This window comes from Streptomyces sp. NPDC054956 (assembly GCF_053609185.1).
Map to the genome: position 1 here is coordinate 57,151 of NZ_JBSGXB010000001.1, position 14,891 is coordinate 72,041.

At 71.3% G+C, this 14,891-nt stretch carries 10 protein-coding genes; 4 read left to right on the forward strand and 6 right to left on the reverse strand.

The genetic code is table 11. The features are described from left to right. Positions 1–24: 24 nt before the first annotated feature. From ACWGDE_RS00270 to ACWGDE_RS00285, 4 genes are all read right to left on the reverse strand, one after another. On the reverse strand, positions 25–1,773 hold the full coding sequence (locus tag ACWGDE_RS00270) for a sensor histidine kinase (RefSeq protein ID WP_453386687.1): 1,749 nt from the start codon (positions 1,771–1,773) through the stop codon (positions 25–27). 85 nt (positions 1,774–1,858) lie between these two features. Further along, positions 1,859–5,416, reverse strand: a complete 3,558-nt coding sequence (gene cydD, locus ACWGDE_RS00275) for a thiol reductant ABC exporter subunit CydD (protein WP_453386688.1) — start codon at positions 5,414–5,416, stop codon at positions 1,859–1,861. A gap of 95 nt (positions 5,417–5,511) precedes the next feature. After that, entirely contained in the window at positions 5,512–6,513 is a 1,002-nt protein-coding gene (cydB, locus tag ACWGDE_RS00280) for a cytochrome d ubiquinol oxidase subunit II (protein WP_453386689.1), read from the reverse strand. An 18-nt stretch (positions 6,514–6,531) separates the two neighbouring features. Next, a complete protein-coding gene (locus tag ACWGDE_RS00285; RefSeq protein ID WP_453386690.1) occupies positions 6,532–8,037 on the reverse strand; it encodes a cytochrome ubiquinol oxidase subunit I in 1,506 nt (501 codons plus the stop codon). 189 nt (positions 8,038–8,226) lie between these two features. On the opposite strand from ACWGDE_RS00285, the gene ACWGDE_RS00290 reads away from it, so the two are divergent. Then, positions 8,227–8,595: a cyclophilin-like fold protein gene (locus ACWGDE_RS00290; protein ID WP_112448355.1), complete on the forward strand. Its 369-nt coding sequence runs from the start codon at positions 8,227–8,229 to the stop codon at positions 8,593–8,595. Between the two features lie 41 nt (positions 8,596–8,636). On the opposite strand, the gene hisC is transcribed toward ACWGDE_RS00290, so the two are convergent. Continuing rightward, positions 8,637–9,719 carry a histidinol-phosphate transaminase gene (gene hisC, locus ACWGDE_RS00295; protein ID WP_453386691.1) on the reverse strand — a complete coding sequence of 361 codons (1,083 nt, stop codon included), beginning with the start codon at positions 9,717–9,719 and terminating at the stop codon, positions 8,637–8,639. 362 nt (positions 9,720–10,081) lie between these two features. Here hisC and ACWGDE_RS00300 point away from each other — a divergent pair, with 362 nt between their 5' ends. The 3 genes from ACWGDE_RS00300 (at position 10,082) to ACWGDE_RS00310 (ending at position 13,681) form a co-directional block, all read left to right on the forward strand. Then, positions 10,082–11,197 (forward strand): LacI family DNA-binding transcriptional regulator, encoded by a 1,116-nt coding sequence (locus ACWGDE_RS00300; protein WP_453386692.1) that lies wholly within the window; start codon positions 10,082–10,084, stop codon positions 11,195–11,197. Between the two features lie 215 nt (positions 11,198–11,412). After that, positions 11,413–12,699 (forward strand): metallophosphoesterase, encoded by a 1,287-nt coding sequence (locus ACWGDE_RS00305; RefSeq protein ID WP_453386717.1) that lies wholly within the window; start codon positions 11,413–11,415, stop codon positions 12,697–12,699. A gap of 148 nt (positions 12,700–12,847) precedes the next feature. Then, positions 12,848–13,681 carry a hypothetical protein gene (locus tag ACWGDE_RS00310; RefSeq protein ID WP_453386693.1) on the forward strand — a complete coding sequence of 278 codons (834 nt, stop codon included), beginning with the start codon at positions 12,848–12,850 and terminating at the stop codon, positions 13,679–13,681. A 63-nt stretch (positions 13,682–13,744) separates the two neighbouring features. On the opposite strand, the gene ACWGDE_RS00315 is transcribed toward ACWGDE_RS00310, so the two are convergent. Next, positions 13,745–14,728: a hypothetical protein gene (locus ACWGDE_RS00315; RefSeq protein WP_453386694.1), complete on the reverse strand. Its 984-nt coding sequence runs from the start codon at positions 14,726–14,728 to the stop codon at positions 13,745–13,747. Between the last annotated feature and the right edge of the window lie 163 nt (positions 14,729–14,891).

Genomic DNA, 14,891 nt, shown 5'->3' on the forward strand with positions numbered 1-14,891 from the left:
GCCGGGAGCAGGCCCTGGCGGAGCCTAGAGCGGGGCCTCCCAGACCAGGGTGGTCCCGCCGCCGTCCTCTCCGAGGCCCGGTCCGTACGAGCTGGCGCCGCCGAGCGACTCGGCCCGTCGGCGCAGGTTGCGCAGTCCGCTGCGCCGCCCGCCCTCCGGAATGCCCACCCCGTCGTCGGCCACCTCCAGCCGGACCCCGGGCCGGCCGTCGGCCAGGGTGACGGTGGAGTCGAGGACCACCTCGATCCGGGACGCCTCCGCGTGCCGGAAGGCGTTGGAGAGGGCCTCGCGCAGGGCGGCGATCAGGTTCTTCCCGACCAGCTCGCCGACGACCGCGTCGATCGGCCCGAGGAAGCGGTGCGCGGGCTTGAAGCCCAGCGGCACGGCAGCCATGTTGATCTCCCGCAGGACCCGGGTGCGCAGACCCGAGGGGGCCTCCGCCGGGCCCTGCTGGAGCGCGAAGATCGCGGTGCGGATCTCCTGGATCGTCACGTCGAGCTCGTCCACGGCCTTGCCGACCCCGTCGCGCACCTCGGGCACGATGGACCGGCGCTGGGCGCCTTCGAGCATCATCCCGGTGGCGAAGAGCCGCTGGATGACCAGGTCGTGCAGATCGCGGGCGATCCGGTCGCGGTCCTCGAACACCGCGAGGCGTTCCCGGTCCCGCTGCGCCTCCGCCATCATCAGCGCGAGCGCGGCCTGGGAGGCGAACTGCGTGGCCAACGTCCGCTCGGCCTCGCTGAACGGCCGCTTGCCGCGCGCCCGGGGGGTGACGAGCGCGCCCAGCACCCGGCCGCCGCTGTGCAGGGGCAGCATCATGCAGGCCCCGTACTGGCTGGTCAGCCGGCTGATCATGCGCGGGTCCGAGGCGGCGTCGTCCACGAAGACGGGCTCGCCCTCCAGCAGCCTGGCCACGACGGGGCTCTCGGCCGGGATGACGACGCCGAGCGAGGTGGCCGGGTTCTCGGCGGAGACCGCGACGATCTCCATGCCGCCCTCCTCGGCCGGCAGCATGACGATGCCGGCGGCCGAATCGGCGAGCCGGCGGGCCTGTTCGGCGACGACCGCGAGCGCGTCGTCCGCGTCCCCGCCCGACAGCAGGGCGGTGGTGACGGCGACCGATCCGTCGATCCAGCGCTCGCGCTGGGTGGCGGCCTCGTAGAGGCGGGCGTTGCCGATGGCGATGCCCGCCTCGGTGGCCAGCACCCGGACCATGTGGACGTCGTAGTCGTTGAACTCGCCGCCGCCGTTCTTCTCCGTGAGGTAGAGGTTGCCGAAGATCTCGCCCTGCACCCGGATCGGTACCCCGAGGAAGGTCTTCATGGGCGGGTGGTGCGCGGGGAAGCCGGCCGAGCGCGGGTCCTTGGTCAGATCGGCGAGGTGCACCGTGTCGGGATTCGAGATCAGTGCGCCGAGCAGTCCGCGCTTCCCGTCCGGGCGGTGTCCGATCTTCTTCGCCAGCGCGTCGCTGATTCCGAAGGTGACGAAGTCCGAGAGCCCGCGGCCCTCGGTGTCGACGACGCCGATGGCCGCGTAGCGGGCGTCCGCGAGTTCGGCGGCCGTCTCGCAGATCCGGTCGAGCGTGGAGTGCAGTTCGAGGCCGGTACCGACCGACCGCATGGCCTCCAGCAGTTGCGGCACCCGGGCCGTGAGCTCGGTGGACAACCCGTGCAGACTCCGGGTGGCGGCGGTAGCGGCCTCCAGTGGGTCGGGCTGGTCCGTCGCGGGCTCCGGCGAGGACTCGGGCGATTCCTGGGACTGCTGCGCTGACATGCCCTTGAGAGTAGTTAGTCCGGTTTCGCGAGGAAAGTCGAAAGTGGGGAAACCCGGGCCCGCGGGATGTCGGGCCCGGGGGAAGTCAGGCCCGGAGAGGGGCGGCCGGTGTCGCGTCCGCCTCCCGTTCCCGCTCCAGCAGCCGCCGCAGCGGCCCCGGAGCGCCGGCCAGCTCCGCGTACGCGCCGCGCTGGACCACCTCTCCGCGGTCCAGGACGACCACCTCGTCGACCGCTTCCAGTCCGGCCAGCCGGTGCGTGATCAGCACGGTGGTGCGGCCCTCGGTCGCCGCCAGCAGATCCGCCGTCAGCGCGTCGGCGGTCGCCAGGTCCAGGTGCTCGGCCGGCTCGTCCAGGACCAGCACCGGGAAGTCCGCGAGCAGGGCCCGCGCCAGTGCCAGGCGCTGGCGCTGGCCGCCGGAGATCCGCTCGCCGTGCTCGCCGACCAGCGTGTCCAGCCCGTCGGGGAGCCCTTCGGCCCACTCCAGCAGCCGGGCCGCGGCGAGCGCCTCCCGCAGCTGTGCCTCGCTCGCCCCGGTCCGGGCCAGGCGCAGGTTCTCGCGTACCGAACTGTCGAAGATGTGCGCGTCCTGGGCGCACAGGCCCACGACCCGGCGCACCTCGTCGCCGTCGACCTCGCGCGCGTCGGTCCCGCCCAGGGTGTACGTGCCTTCGCGCTGGTCCAGGAAGCGCAGCAGGACCTGCGCCAGCGTGGTCTTGCCGGAGCCCGAGGGGCCGACGACCGCGATCCGGCGGCCCGCCTCCAGGGTCAGGTCGAGCCCGCGCAGCGCGTCGTGCTCCTGCCCGGGGTGGCGGGCGGCGAGCCCGGTCAGCCGCAGCGGGAAGGGGGAGGCGGGCAACGGGACCGGCTGCCGCGGCTCGGCGACCGGGACGGGGGCGTCGATGACCTCGAAGACCCGCTCGGCGCTGCGGCGGACCCGCTGGCGGTACTGGACGGCCTGCGGGAGCCCGGTGACCGCCTCGAACGCGGCGAGCGGGGTCAGGACGACCACGGCCATGGCCACCCCGGACAGCCGGCCCCCGGCGACGGCGTTCGCGCCGACGGCGGCGGCGCACACCACGGTCAGTCCGCACACCAGGGCGGACAGGCCGCTCCCGAGTCCGGTGACGGCGGCCGCCCGGGCGGCGATCCCGGTCAGCGTGCGGTCGGTGTCCCTCGCGGCGGCCTTGCGGCCGTCCAGCGCGCCGGCGACGGTCAGTTCGGCGGTTCCGGTGAGCAGATCGGCCACACGGGTGGCGAGCTCGCCCCGGGCGGGCGCGAGCCGGCGCTCGGTACGGCGGGCGCAGACCGCGCTGAGCAGCGGTACCCCGACCCCGGCGGCGAGCAGTCCGACGGCGAGCACGGCCCCTGCCCCGGGCAGCAGCCAGGTGGTGAAGGCCACCGAGCCGGTCCCGACGAGCACGGCCGTGCCGACGGGCAGCAGCCAGCGCAGCCAGTAGTCCTGCAAGGCGTCGGCGTCGGCCACCAGACGGGTCAGCAGATCGCCGCGCCGCTGCGTGCGCAGCCCGGCCGGCGCGATGCGCTCCAGCCGGCGGTACACGCCGACGCGCAGGTCGGCGAGCATGCGCAGCACCGCGTCGTGGGAGACGAGCCGCTCCGCGTACCGGAACACGGCCCGGCCCATGCCGAAGGCGCGCGTGGCGGTGACGGCCACCATCAGGTAGAGCACCGGCGGCTGTTCGGAGGCCCGAGAGATCAGCCATCCGGAGACGGCCATCAGCCCGACGCTGCACCCGACGGCCAGCGCCCCGAGGAACAGTCCGAGCCTGAACCGTCCCTGCCAGGCCTTGGCCACCCCGCGCACCCGCTTGAGGGGATCCTGTCCGCCGGAGTCGGCGCCGCCCGTCCCGGCAGCCCGCTCCGGAGCCTCCCCGAGGATCCACTCCCCGGGATCGCGCGGACCCGAGCCCGCCCCGGCGCCGGCCGGCACGGCCGCCCCCTCGGCGGGGGCGGTCGGGGACCGGTCGGGGGAGAGCCCCACGGGGCCCGTCCCGACCTGTACGACGCGGTCGGCGACCGCCAGCAGCGCCGGCCGGTGCACCACCAGCAGCACGGTCCGGCCGACCGCGAGCCTGCGTACGGCCTCCACGACGGCCGCCTCGGTCTCGCCGTCCAGCGCCGCCGTCGGCTCGTCCAGCAGCAGCACCGGCCGGTCCGCCAGGAAGGCCCGCGCCAGCGCGAGGCGCTGGCGCTGCCCGGCGGACAGTCCGACCCCGCCCTCGCCGAGTGCCGTCCGCTCACCGAGCGGCAGGGCCCGTACGAACTCACCCGCCCCGGCGTCCTCCAGCGCGGCGCCCACTTCGGCGTCGGTGGCCCCGGGCCTCGCCAGCCGGACGTTCTCCGCGATCGTCCCGGCGAACAGGTGCGGCCGCTGCGGCACCCAGGCGATCCGCTCCCGCCACTGCTCGGCCGACAGCCCGGCCAGGTCCGCGCCGCCGATCAGGACCCGGCCCGCACTCGGTGCGACGAACCCGAGCAGCACTTGCAGCAGGGTGGACTTGCCCGCCCCGCTCGGCCCGGTGAGGGCCACGCATTCGCCCGGTCCCACCGACAGCGAGACCGGCCCGGGGGAGTCCTCGCCCCGACCCTCGTAGCGGACCGCGACGCCGTCGAGCTCGATCCGCAGCCCCGAAGCGGGAACCGTACCCGTCCCGCCCGACGCGGCGGCCGGGGTCTCCAGCACCTCGAAGATCTCTTCCGCGGCGGCCAGTCCCTCCGCCGCCGCGTGGTACTGCGCTCCGACCTGGCGCAGCGGCAGGTACGCCTCGGGCGCCAGGACCAGGATGACCAGTCCGGTGTACAGGTCCAGTTCCCCGTGGACCAGCCGCATGCCGATGGTCACGGCGACCAGGGCCACCGAGAGGGTCGCGAGCAGTTCGAGTGCGAACGAGGACAGGAACGCGATGCGCAGGGTGCGCATCGTCGCCTGCCGGTAGTCATCGGTGATCTTCCGGATGGACTCCGCCTGCGCCTTCGCGCGGCCGAAGACCTTCAGGGTCGGCAGGCCGGACACCACGTCGAGGAAGTGCCCCGACAGCCGGGACAACAGCCGCCACTGGCGGTCCATCCGGGACTGGGTGGCCATCCCGATCAGGATCATGAACACCGGGATCAGCGGCAGGGTGACGACGATGATGGCCGCCGACACCCAGTCCTCGGTGACGATCCGGGCGAGCACCGCCACGGGGACCACGATCGCGAGCCCGAGCTGGGGCAGGTAGCGGGAGAAGTAGTCGTCCAGCGCGTCCACGCCCCGCGTGGCCAGGGCCACGAGGGAGCCCGTCCGCTGTCCGCTCAGCCAGCCGGGTCCGAGGTCCGCGGCCCGCTCCAGGAGCCGGCCGCGCAGTTCCGACTTGACCGCCGCGCTCGCGCGGTGCGCGGCCAGTTCCGTCAGCCAGGCGACCAGGCCCCGGCCGAGCGCCACCGCCGCGAGCAGCAGCAGGGGGGTCCGCAGGGCCCCGCCGTCCAGACCGTCCTCGAAGGCGCCGACCACGATCTCGGCGATCAGCATCGCCTGGCCGACGACCAGCCCCGCCCCGGCGAGCCCGAGGGCCACCACCGCCCCCAGGAAGAGGCGGGTGGAGCGGGCGTACCGGAGCAGGCGCGGGTCGATCGGTTTCACGTGAAACATCCCCCAGGCAGGGTCGGGCGGGGTGGGGCGGGCCGGGCGGGGAGCCCGTCGGACTCAGCGCCCGACGGACTCAGTGCGCGTCGGACTCAGTGCGCGTCGGCGATGTGCTGGGTGCCGATGCGCTTGCGGAACACCCAGTACGTCCAGGCCTGGTAGAGCAGGACGAGCGGGGTCGCCACTCCCGCGCACCAGGTCATGATCTTCAGGGTGTACGGGCTGGACGAGGCGTTGGTGACCGTGAGGCTCCAGGCGTCGTTCAGCGAGGACGGCATGACGTTCGGGAAGAGCGTCAGGAACAGCATCGCGACGGCCGCCGCGATGGTGACCCCCGACAGGGCGAACGCCCAGCCCTCCCGGCCCTTGAAGTTGAAGCCGAGGGCCCCGACCAGCGCCAGGACCGCGACGGCCATCGCGACGAGGCTCCAGCCGTCGCCGCGCGAGACCTGGGTCCAGATCAGGAAGGCGAGCGCCAGTACGGCGGTCACCACTCCGAGCCGGGCGGCCAGCTTGCGCGAGCGGTCCCGGATGTCACCGACCGTCTTGAGCGAGGTGAAGACCGCGCCGTGGAAGGTGAACAGGGTCAGGGTGACCAGGCCGCCGAGGATCGAGTAGACGTTGAGCAGGTCGAAGAAGTTTCCGACGTACTCCTTGTGCTCATCGATCTTCACGCCGCGCACGATGTTGGCGAAGGCCACGCCCCACAGGAACGCGGGGATCAGCGAGGTCCAGAAGATCGCGTGTTCCCAGTTGGTCTGCCACTTGTCCTCGGGGCGCTTGTGCCGGTACTCGAAGGCGACACCGCGGATGATGAGGCAGATCAGGATGATCAGCAGCGGCAGGTAGAACCCGGAGAAGAGGGTGGCGTACCACTCGGGGAAGGCTGCGAAGGTCGCACCGCCGGCCGTGAGCAGCCAGACCTCGTTGCCGTCCCACACGGGTCCGATCGTGTTGATCAGGACCCGCTTCTCGGTGCGGTCACGGGCCAGCAGCTTGGTCAGTACGCCGACTCCGAAGTCGAAGCCCTCCAGGAAGAAGTAGCCGATCCACAGGACGGCGATGAGTACGAACCAGACGTCGTGAAGTTGCATGGTGTGGTCTCCTCAGCCTCAGTACGAGAAGGCCATCGGCCGGTCGGAGTTCTTGTCGTCCCCGCCGATCTTGGTGGGCGGGTTGAGGTCGGCCTCGGTGAGCTCGGGCGGGCCGGCCTTGACGTACTTGACCATGAGCTTGACTTCGATCACCGCGAGGATGGCGTAGAGCAGGGTGAAGCCGATCATCGAGGTGAGCACCTCGCCCTGGGAGACGCCCGGCGAGACCGCGTCCCGGGTGCGCAGGACCCCGTAGACCACCCAGGGCTGACGGCCCATCTCGGTGAAGATCCAGCCCCAGGAGTTGGCGATCAGCGGGAAGCCCATGGTCCAGAGGGCGACGATCCAGTACAGCTGGGAGAACTTCGGGCTCAGCGCCTTCTTGAAGAGGACCAGGTGCGGGACCTCTTCCTCGCCGGTGCGCAGCCCCGGCGGCAGCATGAACTTGTTGCGGGTCAGCCAGAGCCCGAGCACGCCGACGCCGAGCGAGGCCATGCCGAAGCCGATCATCCAGCGGAAGCCCCAGTAGGCGACGGGGATGTTGGGCCGGTAGTCGCCGGGCCCGAACTTCTCCTGTTCGGCCTTGTTGACGTCGTTGATGCCGGGGACGAAGGAGGTGAAGTCGTCGTTGGCCAGGAAGGACAGCAGCCCGGGGATCTCTATGGCGACCGTGTTGTGGCCCTTGTCGACGTCGCCGTAGGCGAAGACCGAGAAGGGGGCGGGCGCCTCGCCGTCCCAGAGCGCCTCGGCGGCGGCCATCTTCATCGGCTGCTGCTTGTACATCACCTTGCCGAGCAGGTCACCGCTGATGGCGGTGCCCAGCCCCGCGATGATCATGACGACCAGGCCGAGCCGCAGCGAGGTGCGCATGACGGGGATGTGCTTCTTGCGGGCGAGGTGGTAGGCGGCGATGCCGACCATGAACGCCCCGCCGACCAGGAAGGCGGCCGTCATCGTGTGGAAGAACTGGGTCAGGGCGGTGTTCTGGGTGAGCACCAGCCAGAAGTCGGTGAGCTCGGCCCGGCCGCGCTCCTCGTTCATCCGGTAGCCGACCGGGTGCTGCATCCAGGAGTTCGCCGCCAGGATGAAGTACGCGGACAGGATGGTGCCGATCGAGACCATCCAGATGCAGGCCAGGTGGATCTTCTTCGGCAGCTTGTCCCAGCCGAAGATCCACAGGCCGATGAAGGTGGATTCGAAGAAGAAGGCGATGAGCGCCTCGAAGGCCAGCGGGGCTCCGAAGATGTCACCGACGAACCGCGAGTAGTCGGACCAGTTCATGCCGAACTGGAACTCCTGGACGATGCCGGTGACGACACCCATCGCAATGTTGATCAGGAAGAGCTTGCCCCAGAACTTGGTCGCCTTGAGGTACTTCTCCTTTTCCGAACGCACCCAGGCCGTCTGCAAGATCGCGACGAGCGCGGCCAGCGAGATCGTCAAAGGAACGAAGAGGAAGTGATAGACGGTGGTAATACCGAACTGCCATCGCGCCAGGGTCTCTGGCGCCAGAGCTAGGTCCACGTCGTCGTCTCCTTCGGTTCGCCGTGGTCACAGCCGCAGTTTGCCCCTTGCATCCCACTCAATCCGGGAGGAAGCAGGACACGCTTGTGAACGCGTTCACATTCACAAGCATTATGTCGTACCGCTGTCGGCATCTTTCAGGGGGGTACCCCCTAGCGGAGATATTCAACAGATTGTTGAATATGGGGCATGAAGATTCGAATCCTCTGGCCCGCCGGCCACCTCACCGCGACCCTCGACGAGACCCCGACCGCCAAGGCGCTCGCCGGGGCGCTCCCGATTTCCGCCTCCGCCAACACCTGGGGCGAGGAGGTCTATTTCGACACCGGCGTCTCCGTCGCACTGGAGGACGACGCCCGGCAGGTCGTCGAGCCGGGCACCGTCGCGTTCTGGACGGAGGGCGACGCGCTCGCGCTGCCCTACGGTCCGACGCCGATCTCCCGGGGTGGCGAGAGCCGCCTGGCGAGCCCGTGCAACGTGCTCGGCTCGTTCGACGGCGACCCCCGCCTGCTGGCCACCGTCCGCGACGGCGACCCCATCCGCGTGGAACTGGCCTAGTCCGTGTGGAACCGGACTGGTCCGCGCGGAACCGGGCCCGGCTAGAACTCCTTGAAGAAGGCGGCCGCCGTGTTCAGGAACAGGTCGTTCGCCTCGGGCTCGCCGATCGTGACCCGCAGGCCCTCACCGGCGAAGGGCCGGACCACCACTCCGGCCTTCTCGCAGGCCGCCGCGAAGTCGGCGGTCCGCTCCCCGAGCCGCATCCACACGAAGTTGGCCTGCGTCTCGGGCACGACCGTCCAGCCCTGGGCCAGCAGCGTCCCGTAGACCCGGCTGCGCTCGCTGACCAGCGACCCGACCCGGCCCATCAGCTCGTCCTCGGCCCGCAGCGAGGCGACCGCCGCGTCCTGGGCGAGCTGACTGACGCCGAAGGGCACCGCCGTCTTGCGCAGCGCCGCGGCCACCGGCTCGTGTGCCACCGCGAAGCCGACCCGCAGGCCGGCGAGCCCGTACGCCTTGGAGAACGTACGCAGCACCGCGACGTTCGGCCGGTCGCGGTAGAGCTCGATGCCGTCCGGCACCTCCACGTCGCGGACGAACTCCTTGTACGCCTCGTCGAGGACGATCAGGATGTCGGAGGGCACGCGGTCCAGGAACCGCTCCAGCTCGGCGCGGCGCACCGCGGTGCCGGTGGGGTTGTTGGGGTTGCAGACGAAGATCAGCCGGGTGCGTTCGGTGATCGCGTCGAACATGGCGTCCAGGTCGTGCACGTCGCCGTCGGTCAGCGGGACCTGAACGGACTTCGCACCCGAGATCTGCGTGATGATCGGATAAGCCTCGAAAGACCGCCAGGCGTAGATGACCTCGTCGCCGGGACCCGCCGTCGACTGGATCAGCGACTGGGCCACCCCGACCGAACCGGTGCCGGTGGCGATGTGCTCGACCGGGACCCCGAACCGCTCCGCGAGCTCGTTCGCCAGGCCCGTGCACGCCATGTCGGGGTAGCGGTTGAACTGGCCCGCCGCCGCGACCACGCTCTCCAGCACCCCAGGCAGGGGCGGGTACGGGTTCTCGTTCGAGGACAGCTTGAACGCCACGGGACCACCCGCGGCCGCGGGCTTCCCGGGCTTGTAGGTGGGGATGCCGTCCAGCTCGGCGCGCAGCTTCGGGCTCTTCTCGCTCACCGCAGGTCCTCCTCGACCGTCCCGTACGACGTCGCCGTCGACTCAATACTCCTCACCTTATGAGGATTCCGTCCATCCGAGAACGGCAGGCGCCAGGAATGCGGGAGAGCGCACGCATATATGCGTGCGCCGGTGGCCTGCGCCGTGGCGCGCGTCCCTCGTACAGGTGAGTTGAGACAGGCCCCGGAGCGCTCCGTTTTGGCATGCCCGGGCCCGACGACAAGTGCACCCTGCACTCTTCGCCACCAAATACCTATGTTTCCAAGGTCATTGGGGGTGGCGAACCGTGCAGAATCGTGCCTGTCAACGCCTGCATATGCATCCGGACCACCCGACCCACCGAGCCCTACTATCGGCACGCCATGACAGCAGCAGGGAAGCATCAGGTGAGCCGGACCGAGACCACCCGGCGGGCCGCCGGCCGACAAGGCCGGGCCGGCATCAGGGACGTGGCCGCCGCGGCGGGCGTCTCGATCACGACCGTCTCCGACGCGCTCAATGGCAAGGGGCGCCTGCCGGACGCCACCCGCCGCCACGTTCGCGAAGTCGCAGACCGGCTGGGCTACCGCCCCTCCGCGGCGGCCCGCACCCTCCGTACCGGCAAGTCGGGCCTCATCGGCCTGACCGTGACGACGTACGGGGATGAACCTTTCACCTTCACCGAATTCGCGTACTTCGCCGAGATGGCCAGGGCCGCCACCTCCGCCGCGCTCGCCCGCGGCTACGCCCTCGTCATCCTCCCCGCCACCTCACGACACGACGTCTGGTCCAACGTGGCCCTCGACGGCACCGTCGTCATCGATCCCTCCGACCACGATCCCGTCGTCACCGAACTGGTCCGCCAGGGCCTTCCCGTGGTCTCCGACGGCCGCCCGGCCGGCTCACTCCCCGTGACCGCCTGGGTCGACAACGATCACGAAGCCGCCGTACTGGGCCTCCTCGACCACCTCGCAGCCGCCGGCGCCCGCCGCATCGGGCTGCTGACCGGCACCACCACCGACACCTACACCCGTCTCTCCACCACCGCGTACCTGCGCTGGTGCGAGCGCGTGGGCCAGGATCCCGTCTACGAGTCCTACCCCGCCCACGACCCGTGCGCCGGCGCCGTCGCCGCCGACCGGCTGCTCGCCCGGCCCGACCGGCCCGACGCCGTCTACGGGCTCTTCGACCCCAACGGCACCGACCTGCTGGCCGCCGCCCGGCGCTACGGCCTGCGCGTTCCCGAGGACCTGCTGCTCGTGTGCTGCAGCGAATCCACCGTCTACGCCAACACCGAACCCCCCATCACCACCCTGTCCCTCAAACCGCGCCGCATCGGCACCGCCGTCGTACAGCTGCTCATCGACGCCATCGAGGGCGTCGACACGGGGGGACCCGTCGAACAGGTCGTCCCGACCGAGTTGATCATCCGCACCTCGTCCCAGCGCAGGCAGCCCCGTACGACCGTCAGCCCACCCCGCTCCCCGGCACAGGACTGACCACCACGCCGGCCCACCGGCGGGGCCGCCGGCCCCGCCGAGGATTTCAGCAACACCGATATCGGGAGAAAGCGGTAGGAACGAACGGCTCCGGCCAGGATTCACCACCCCTGGTGCGTCACAGAGCGCGAGCCGCATTCCTATGATGGGCGCACGACATCACGGACCCTCCGCCCCGGAGGCAGGAGGGTCCGCAGGTGTACGGCAGCGCGACGGTGGTGGAGGGGTCGATGACTCAGGGGGCCGGTCAGGGACCCGCGGTGCGGACGGACACCGAGCGGGACTTCCGGTTGCCGGTCGCCGAACCAGCCCCACATGCCGTGGCCGCGGGGGCGACCCGGCTCACCGGTGACGCCACCGGCTACGGCGAGTACCCCGTGTACTACGACCAGGGCCATTCCCACGTTCCCGCGCAGCACGCGTACGGCTACGGGTACGGGAGCGCCGTACGGCCCGCAGCTCAGCACGGCTCCGGCCACGAAGCCCCCTACGGAACGGGCGGCATCGGCAACGGTGAACCCGTGCGCGCCACCGGCCACGCCGCCGAACAGGACGAGCCCGACGAGGGCTACACGCCGACGCAGCGGGACCTGCCCGTCATCGGGCACGGCGCCCTCGGCGGCCCCGGCGACACCGTCCAGGTCCAGTACGTCCCCCAGGACGCCGCGGCGGACGGCCCGGGCCCGCTCTACGTCGTCGGCGACGTCCACGGCTACCTCGACGAGCTCGTCGCCGAGCTGCGGGTGCAGGGACTGATCGACGCCGACCAGAACTGGTCCGCCGGCAACGCCCGGCTCTGGTTCCTCGGCGACTTCACCGACCGCGGCCCCGACGGCATCGGGGTCATCGACCTCGTCATGCGGCTCTCCGCCGAGGCCGCGGCCGCCGGCGGCTACTGCAAGGCCCTCATGGGCAACCACGAACTGCTCCTCATCGGCGCCAAGCGGTTCGGTGACACCCCCGTCGCCTCCGGCGCCGGCACCGCCACCTTCCAGGCCGCCTGGCTCCTCAACGGCGGACAGCGCACCGACATGGAGCGCCTGCAGGACGTCCACCTGCAGTGGATGTCCCGGCTGGACGCGGCCGTCCTGGTGGACGACCACCTGCTCCTGCACTCCGACACCACCGCCTACCTCGACTACGGCGACTCGGTCGAGGACGTCAACGACACCATCCACGAGCTGCTCAACCGCAACGACGCCGACATCACCTGGGACCTGTTCCGCAAGTTCACCAAGCGCTTCGCCTTCCGGGACGAGGAGAGCGGCCCCGCGGCCGTCCGCGAGCTCCTCGGCACCTACGGCGGCAGCCGCGTCGTGCACGGGCACAGCCCCATCCCGTACCTGCTGGGCGAGGTGGGCACCGAGGACGGCGACGAATCGCGTGGTCCGGAGGCCGTGGTCGGCCCGCACGTCTACGCGGAAGGCCTGGCCATCGCGATGGACGGCGGCGTGACGATGGCGGGCAAACTACTCGTCGTACAACTCCCGCTGAACGACTAGGGCTTCCCGGAGCTGGGTATTTCCGGAAAGCCCCTGTCAACGTACGGCTCGGGCGCTCTACCATCGCCCTATCCGTAGCAGGCTCTCCTCCGTTTGTGCCGGTGCCCGGGTCTACGCGGGCATACCGGCCTCCACGGAGCATCGGGGGATGCACATGACCAGCGCTCCGCACCTGCTCACCGAAGACCGACCGGAGTTCGATCGGCTCCTCGACGAGGCGCTGCGCACCGCGAACGACCGGCCCGAGCTCGCCGCCATCGGCGAACGGCTGAACGCCGAACAGCTGCGCACCATGGCCATGGGGGCCACCGCGCTGCTGACGGCCGCGGCCGCCGCCGAGTACGACCACTACGTGAAGGTCCGCAAGGAACGGCAGGACGAGATCCTGTCCACCCCCGGAACCACCGGTGAGGAGGGCGGCGGACAGGGCGCGGGCGGCGGCGCGGGCGTCAGCGCCGTGGTCGCGGTCCTCGCGCCGGTCCTGGCCGGCACCGCCATGGTGATCTTCCTGATGGTGGGCTACATCCTGAAGATGATCGAGCCCGAACCGGCGTTCGCCGACACGATGCTGACGGCGGGCTGGCTCTTCGGCGGGCTCACCGCCGCGGCCCTGCTCTTCGCCGTGATCGGGCTGCTGGTGACGGCCGTCCGCAACAGCTCCACCGAGGTGGTGGCGGACGAGACCGAGGCCGTGCCCGACGAGGTGTCCCGTGCCCGCGAGGCCTGGCGCAACGCCCTGCTGGAGCGGGGGATCATGCCGTTCCTGCGGGACGCGCTGGCCGATCCCAGCGCGGGGGCCGCGTTCCCGGCCCCGAGAAGGCCGGGGGCCGGGCGCATCCCCAACCTGGGATACACCCGGCCCGATTTCACCAGCCCCGGAGCCCCGGCCGAGGGGCCCCGGCCCGGCTACACGTCCCCGGACTTCACGAGCCCGGACTTCACCAGCCCCGACGTCGGCGGCCCGGACGGCCAGGCGGACTGAGGTCCGTCGGCGGCCCGGGCCGCGTCGGTGGGTGTGGGTGCTACGTCAGATCAGCACGCCGTGTCACTCGCCGGAGGGCTGCGACGGGAGGATCGTCTCGCCCTCCATGGTGATCATGTGGTCGGCCTTCTCGTGCTTCTTGCCGACGCCTTCGCGCAGGTTCGGGTGGACCCGGTTCAGCGGAGGAGCCGGGACCGGGCCGGTGTCACCCGGCGCCGGGTGGCCCGGGGTCAGCAGGGTCCACACCTCGTTGCAGTCGAGGATGCGGGTGTTGGCCGGGAACGGCGGGACACCGGCCCCCAGCGTGTTGATCTCGCACGTGGTCTCGTACACCGCGCCAGCCTCGGTCAGCACCTGGATCGAGACGCCCTCGGCCGCTGAGCTCTGCGTGGCGATGGAGATCGCGCAGGCACCGGGCGGGTAGCCGCCGTTCGGGGTGTCGGTGAGGTCGTACCAGATGAAGGCGGTGGGACCTGCCTGCATCGGCTGCCGGAGGTTGCGGATTCCCGCGTACGCCTTGCCGTCGGCCGTCAGCACGGCCTTCACTTCCTCGCTGTTGCTGGGCTTGTAGGCGTCGACGTCGAGGCACTTCGCCGCGCCGGTGGCACCGGTGGCACCCGTCGCGCCCGTGGCACCGGTGGCACCCGTGGCTCCGGTCGCGCCCGTCGGACCCGTCGCGCCGGTACCCGTGGCACCAGTGGCTCCGGTCGGACCCGTCGCGCCGGTGGCTCCGGTCGGGCCAGTGGGACCCGTCGCTCCCTTGTGTCCCTTGGGTCCGCGCGGGCCCGTCGGGCCCACCTTGCACTTGTCGTCGTGCGCGAGCTGCAGCCCGGTCACGGTCGCAGCCTCCGCGGCCCGCTTCGCATTCGGTCTGTGGTTCCCCGACTTGCAGGGGTCCGAGCCCACGGGCGCCTCGGCCAGTGCTACGGCCGGGGACGCGATGCCCGCCAGCACCAGCGCCACCGAGGCGAGCGTGCCTCCCGCCAGCCAGCCGGCCCGGCGGGGCAACGGCCCCAGGTACGTACGGGCCTTGTTCTCAGAACTCATCTACCGCTCCTCGCGCACACCGGATCGAATGGAACTCAGAAGGTCCGGAAATAGCACCGGCTCTCCGCGGGCCATCCTGAAGACCACTCCCTCGCGAGTCCGACCGGCGCGCCCATCGGTCAGCGGAACGGCGCAGCGAGCACCGCCACTTGGCGGTCTGCCG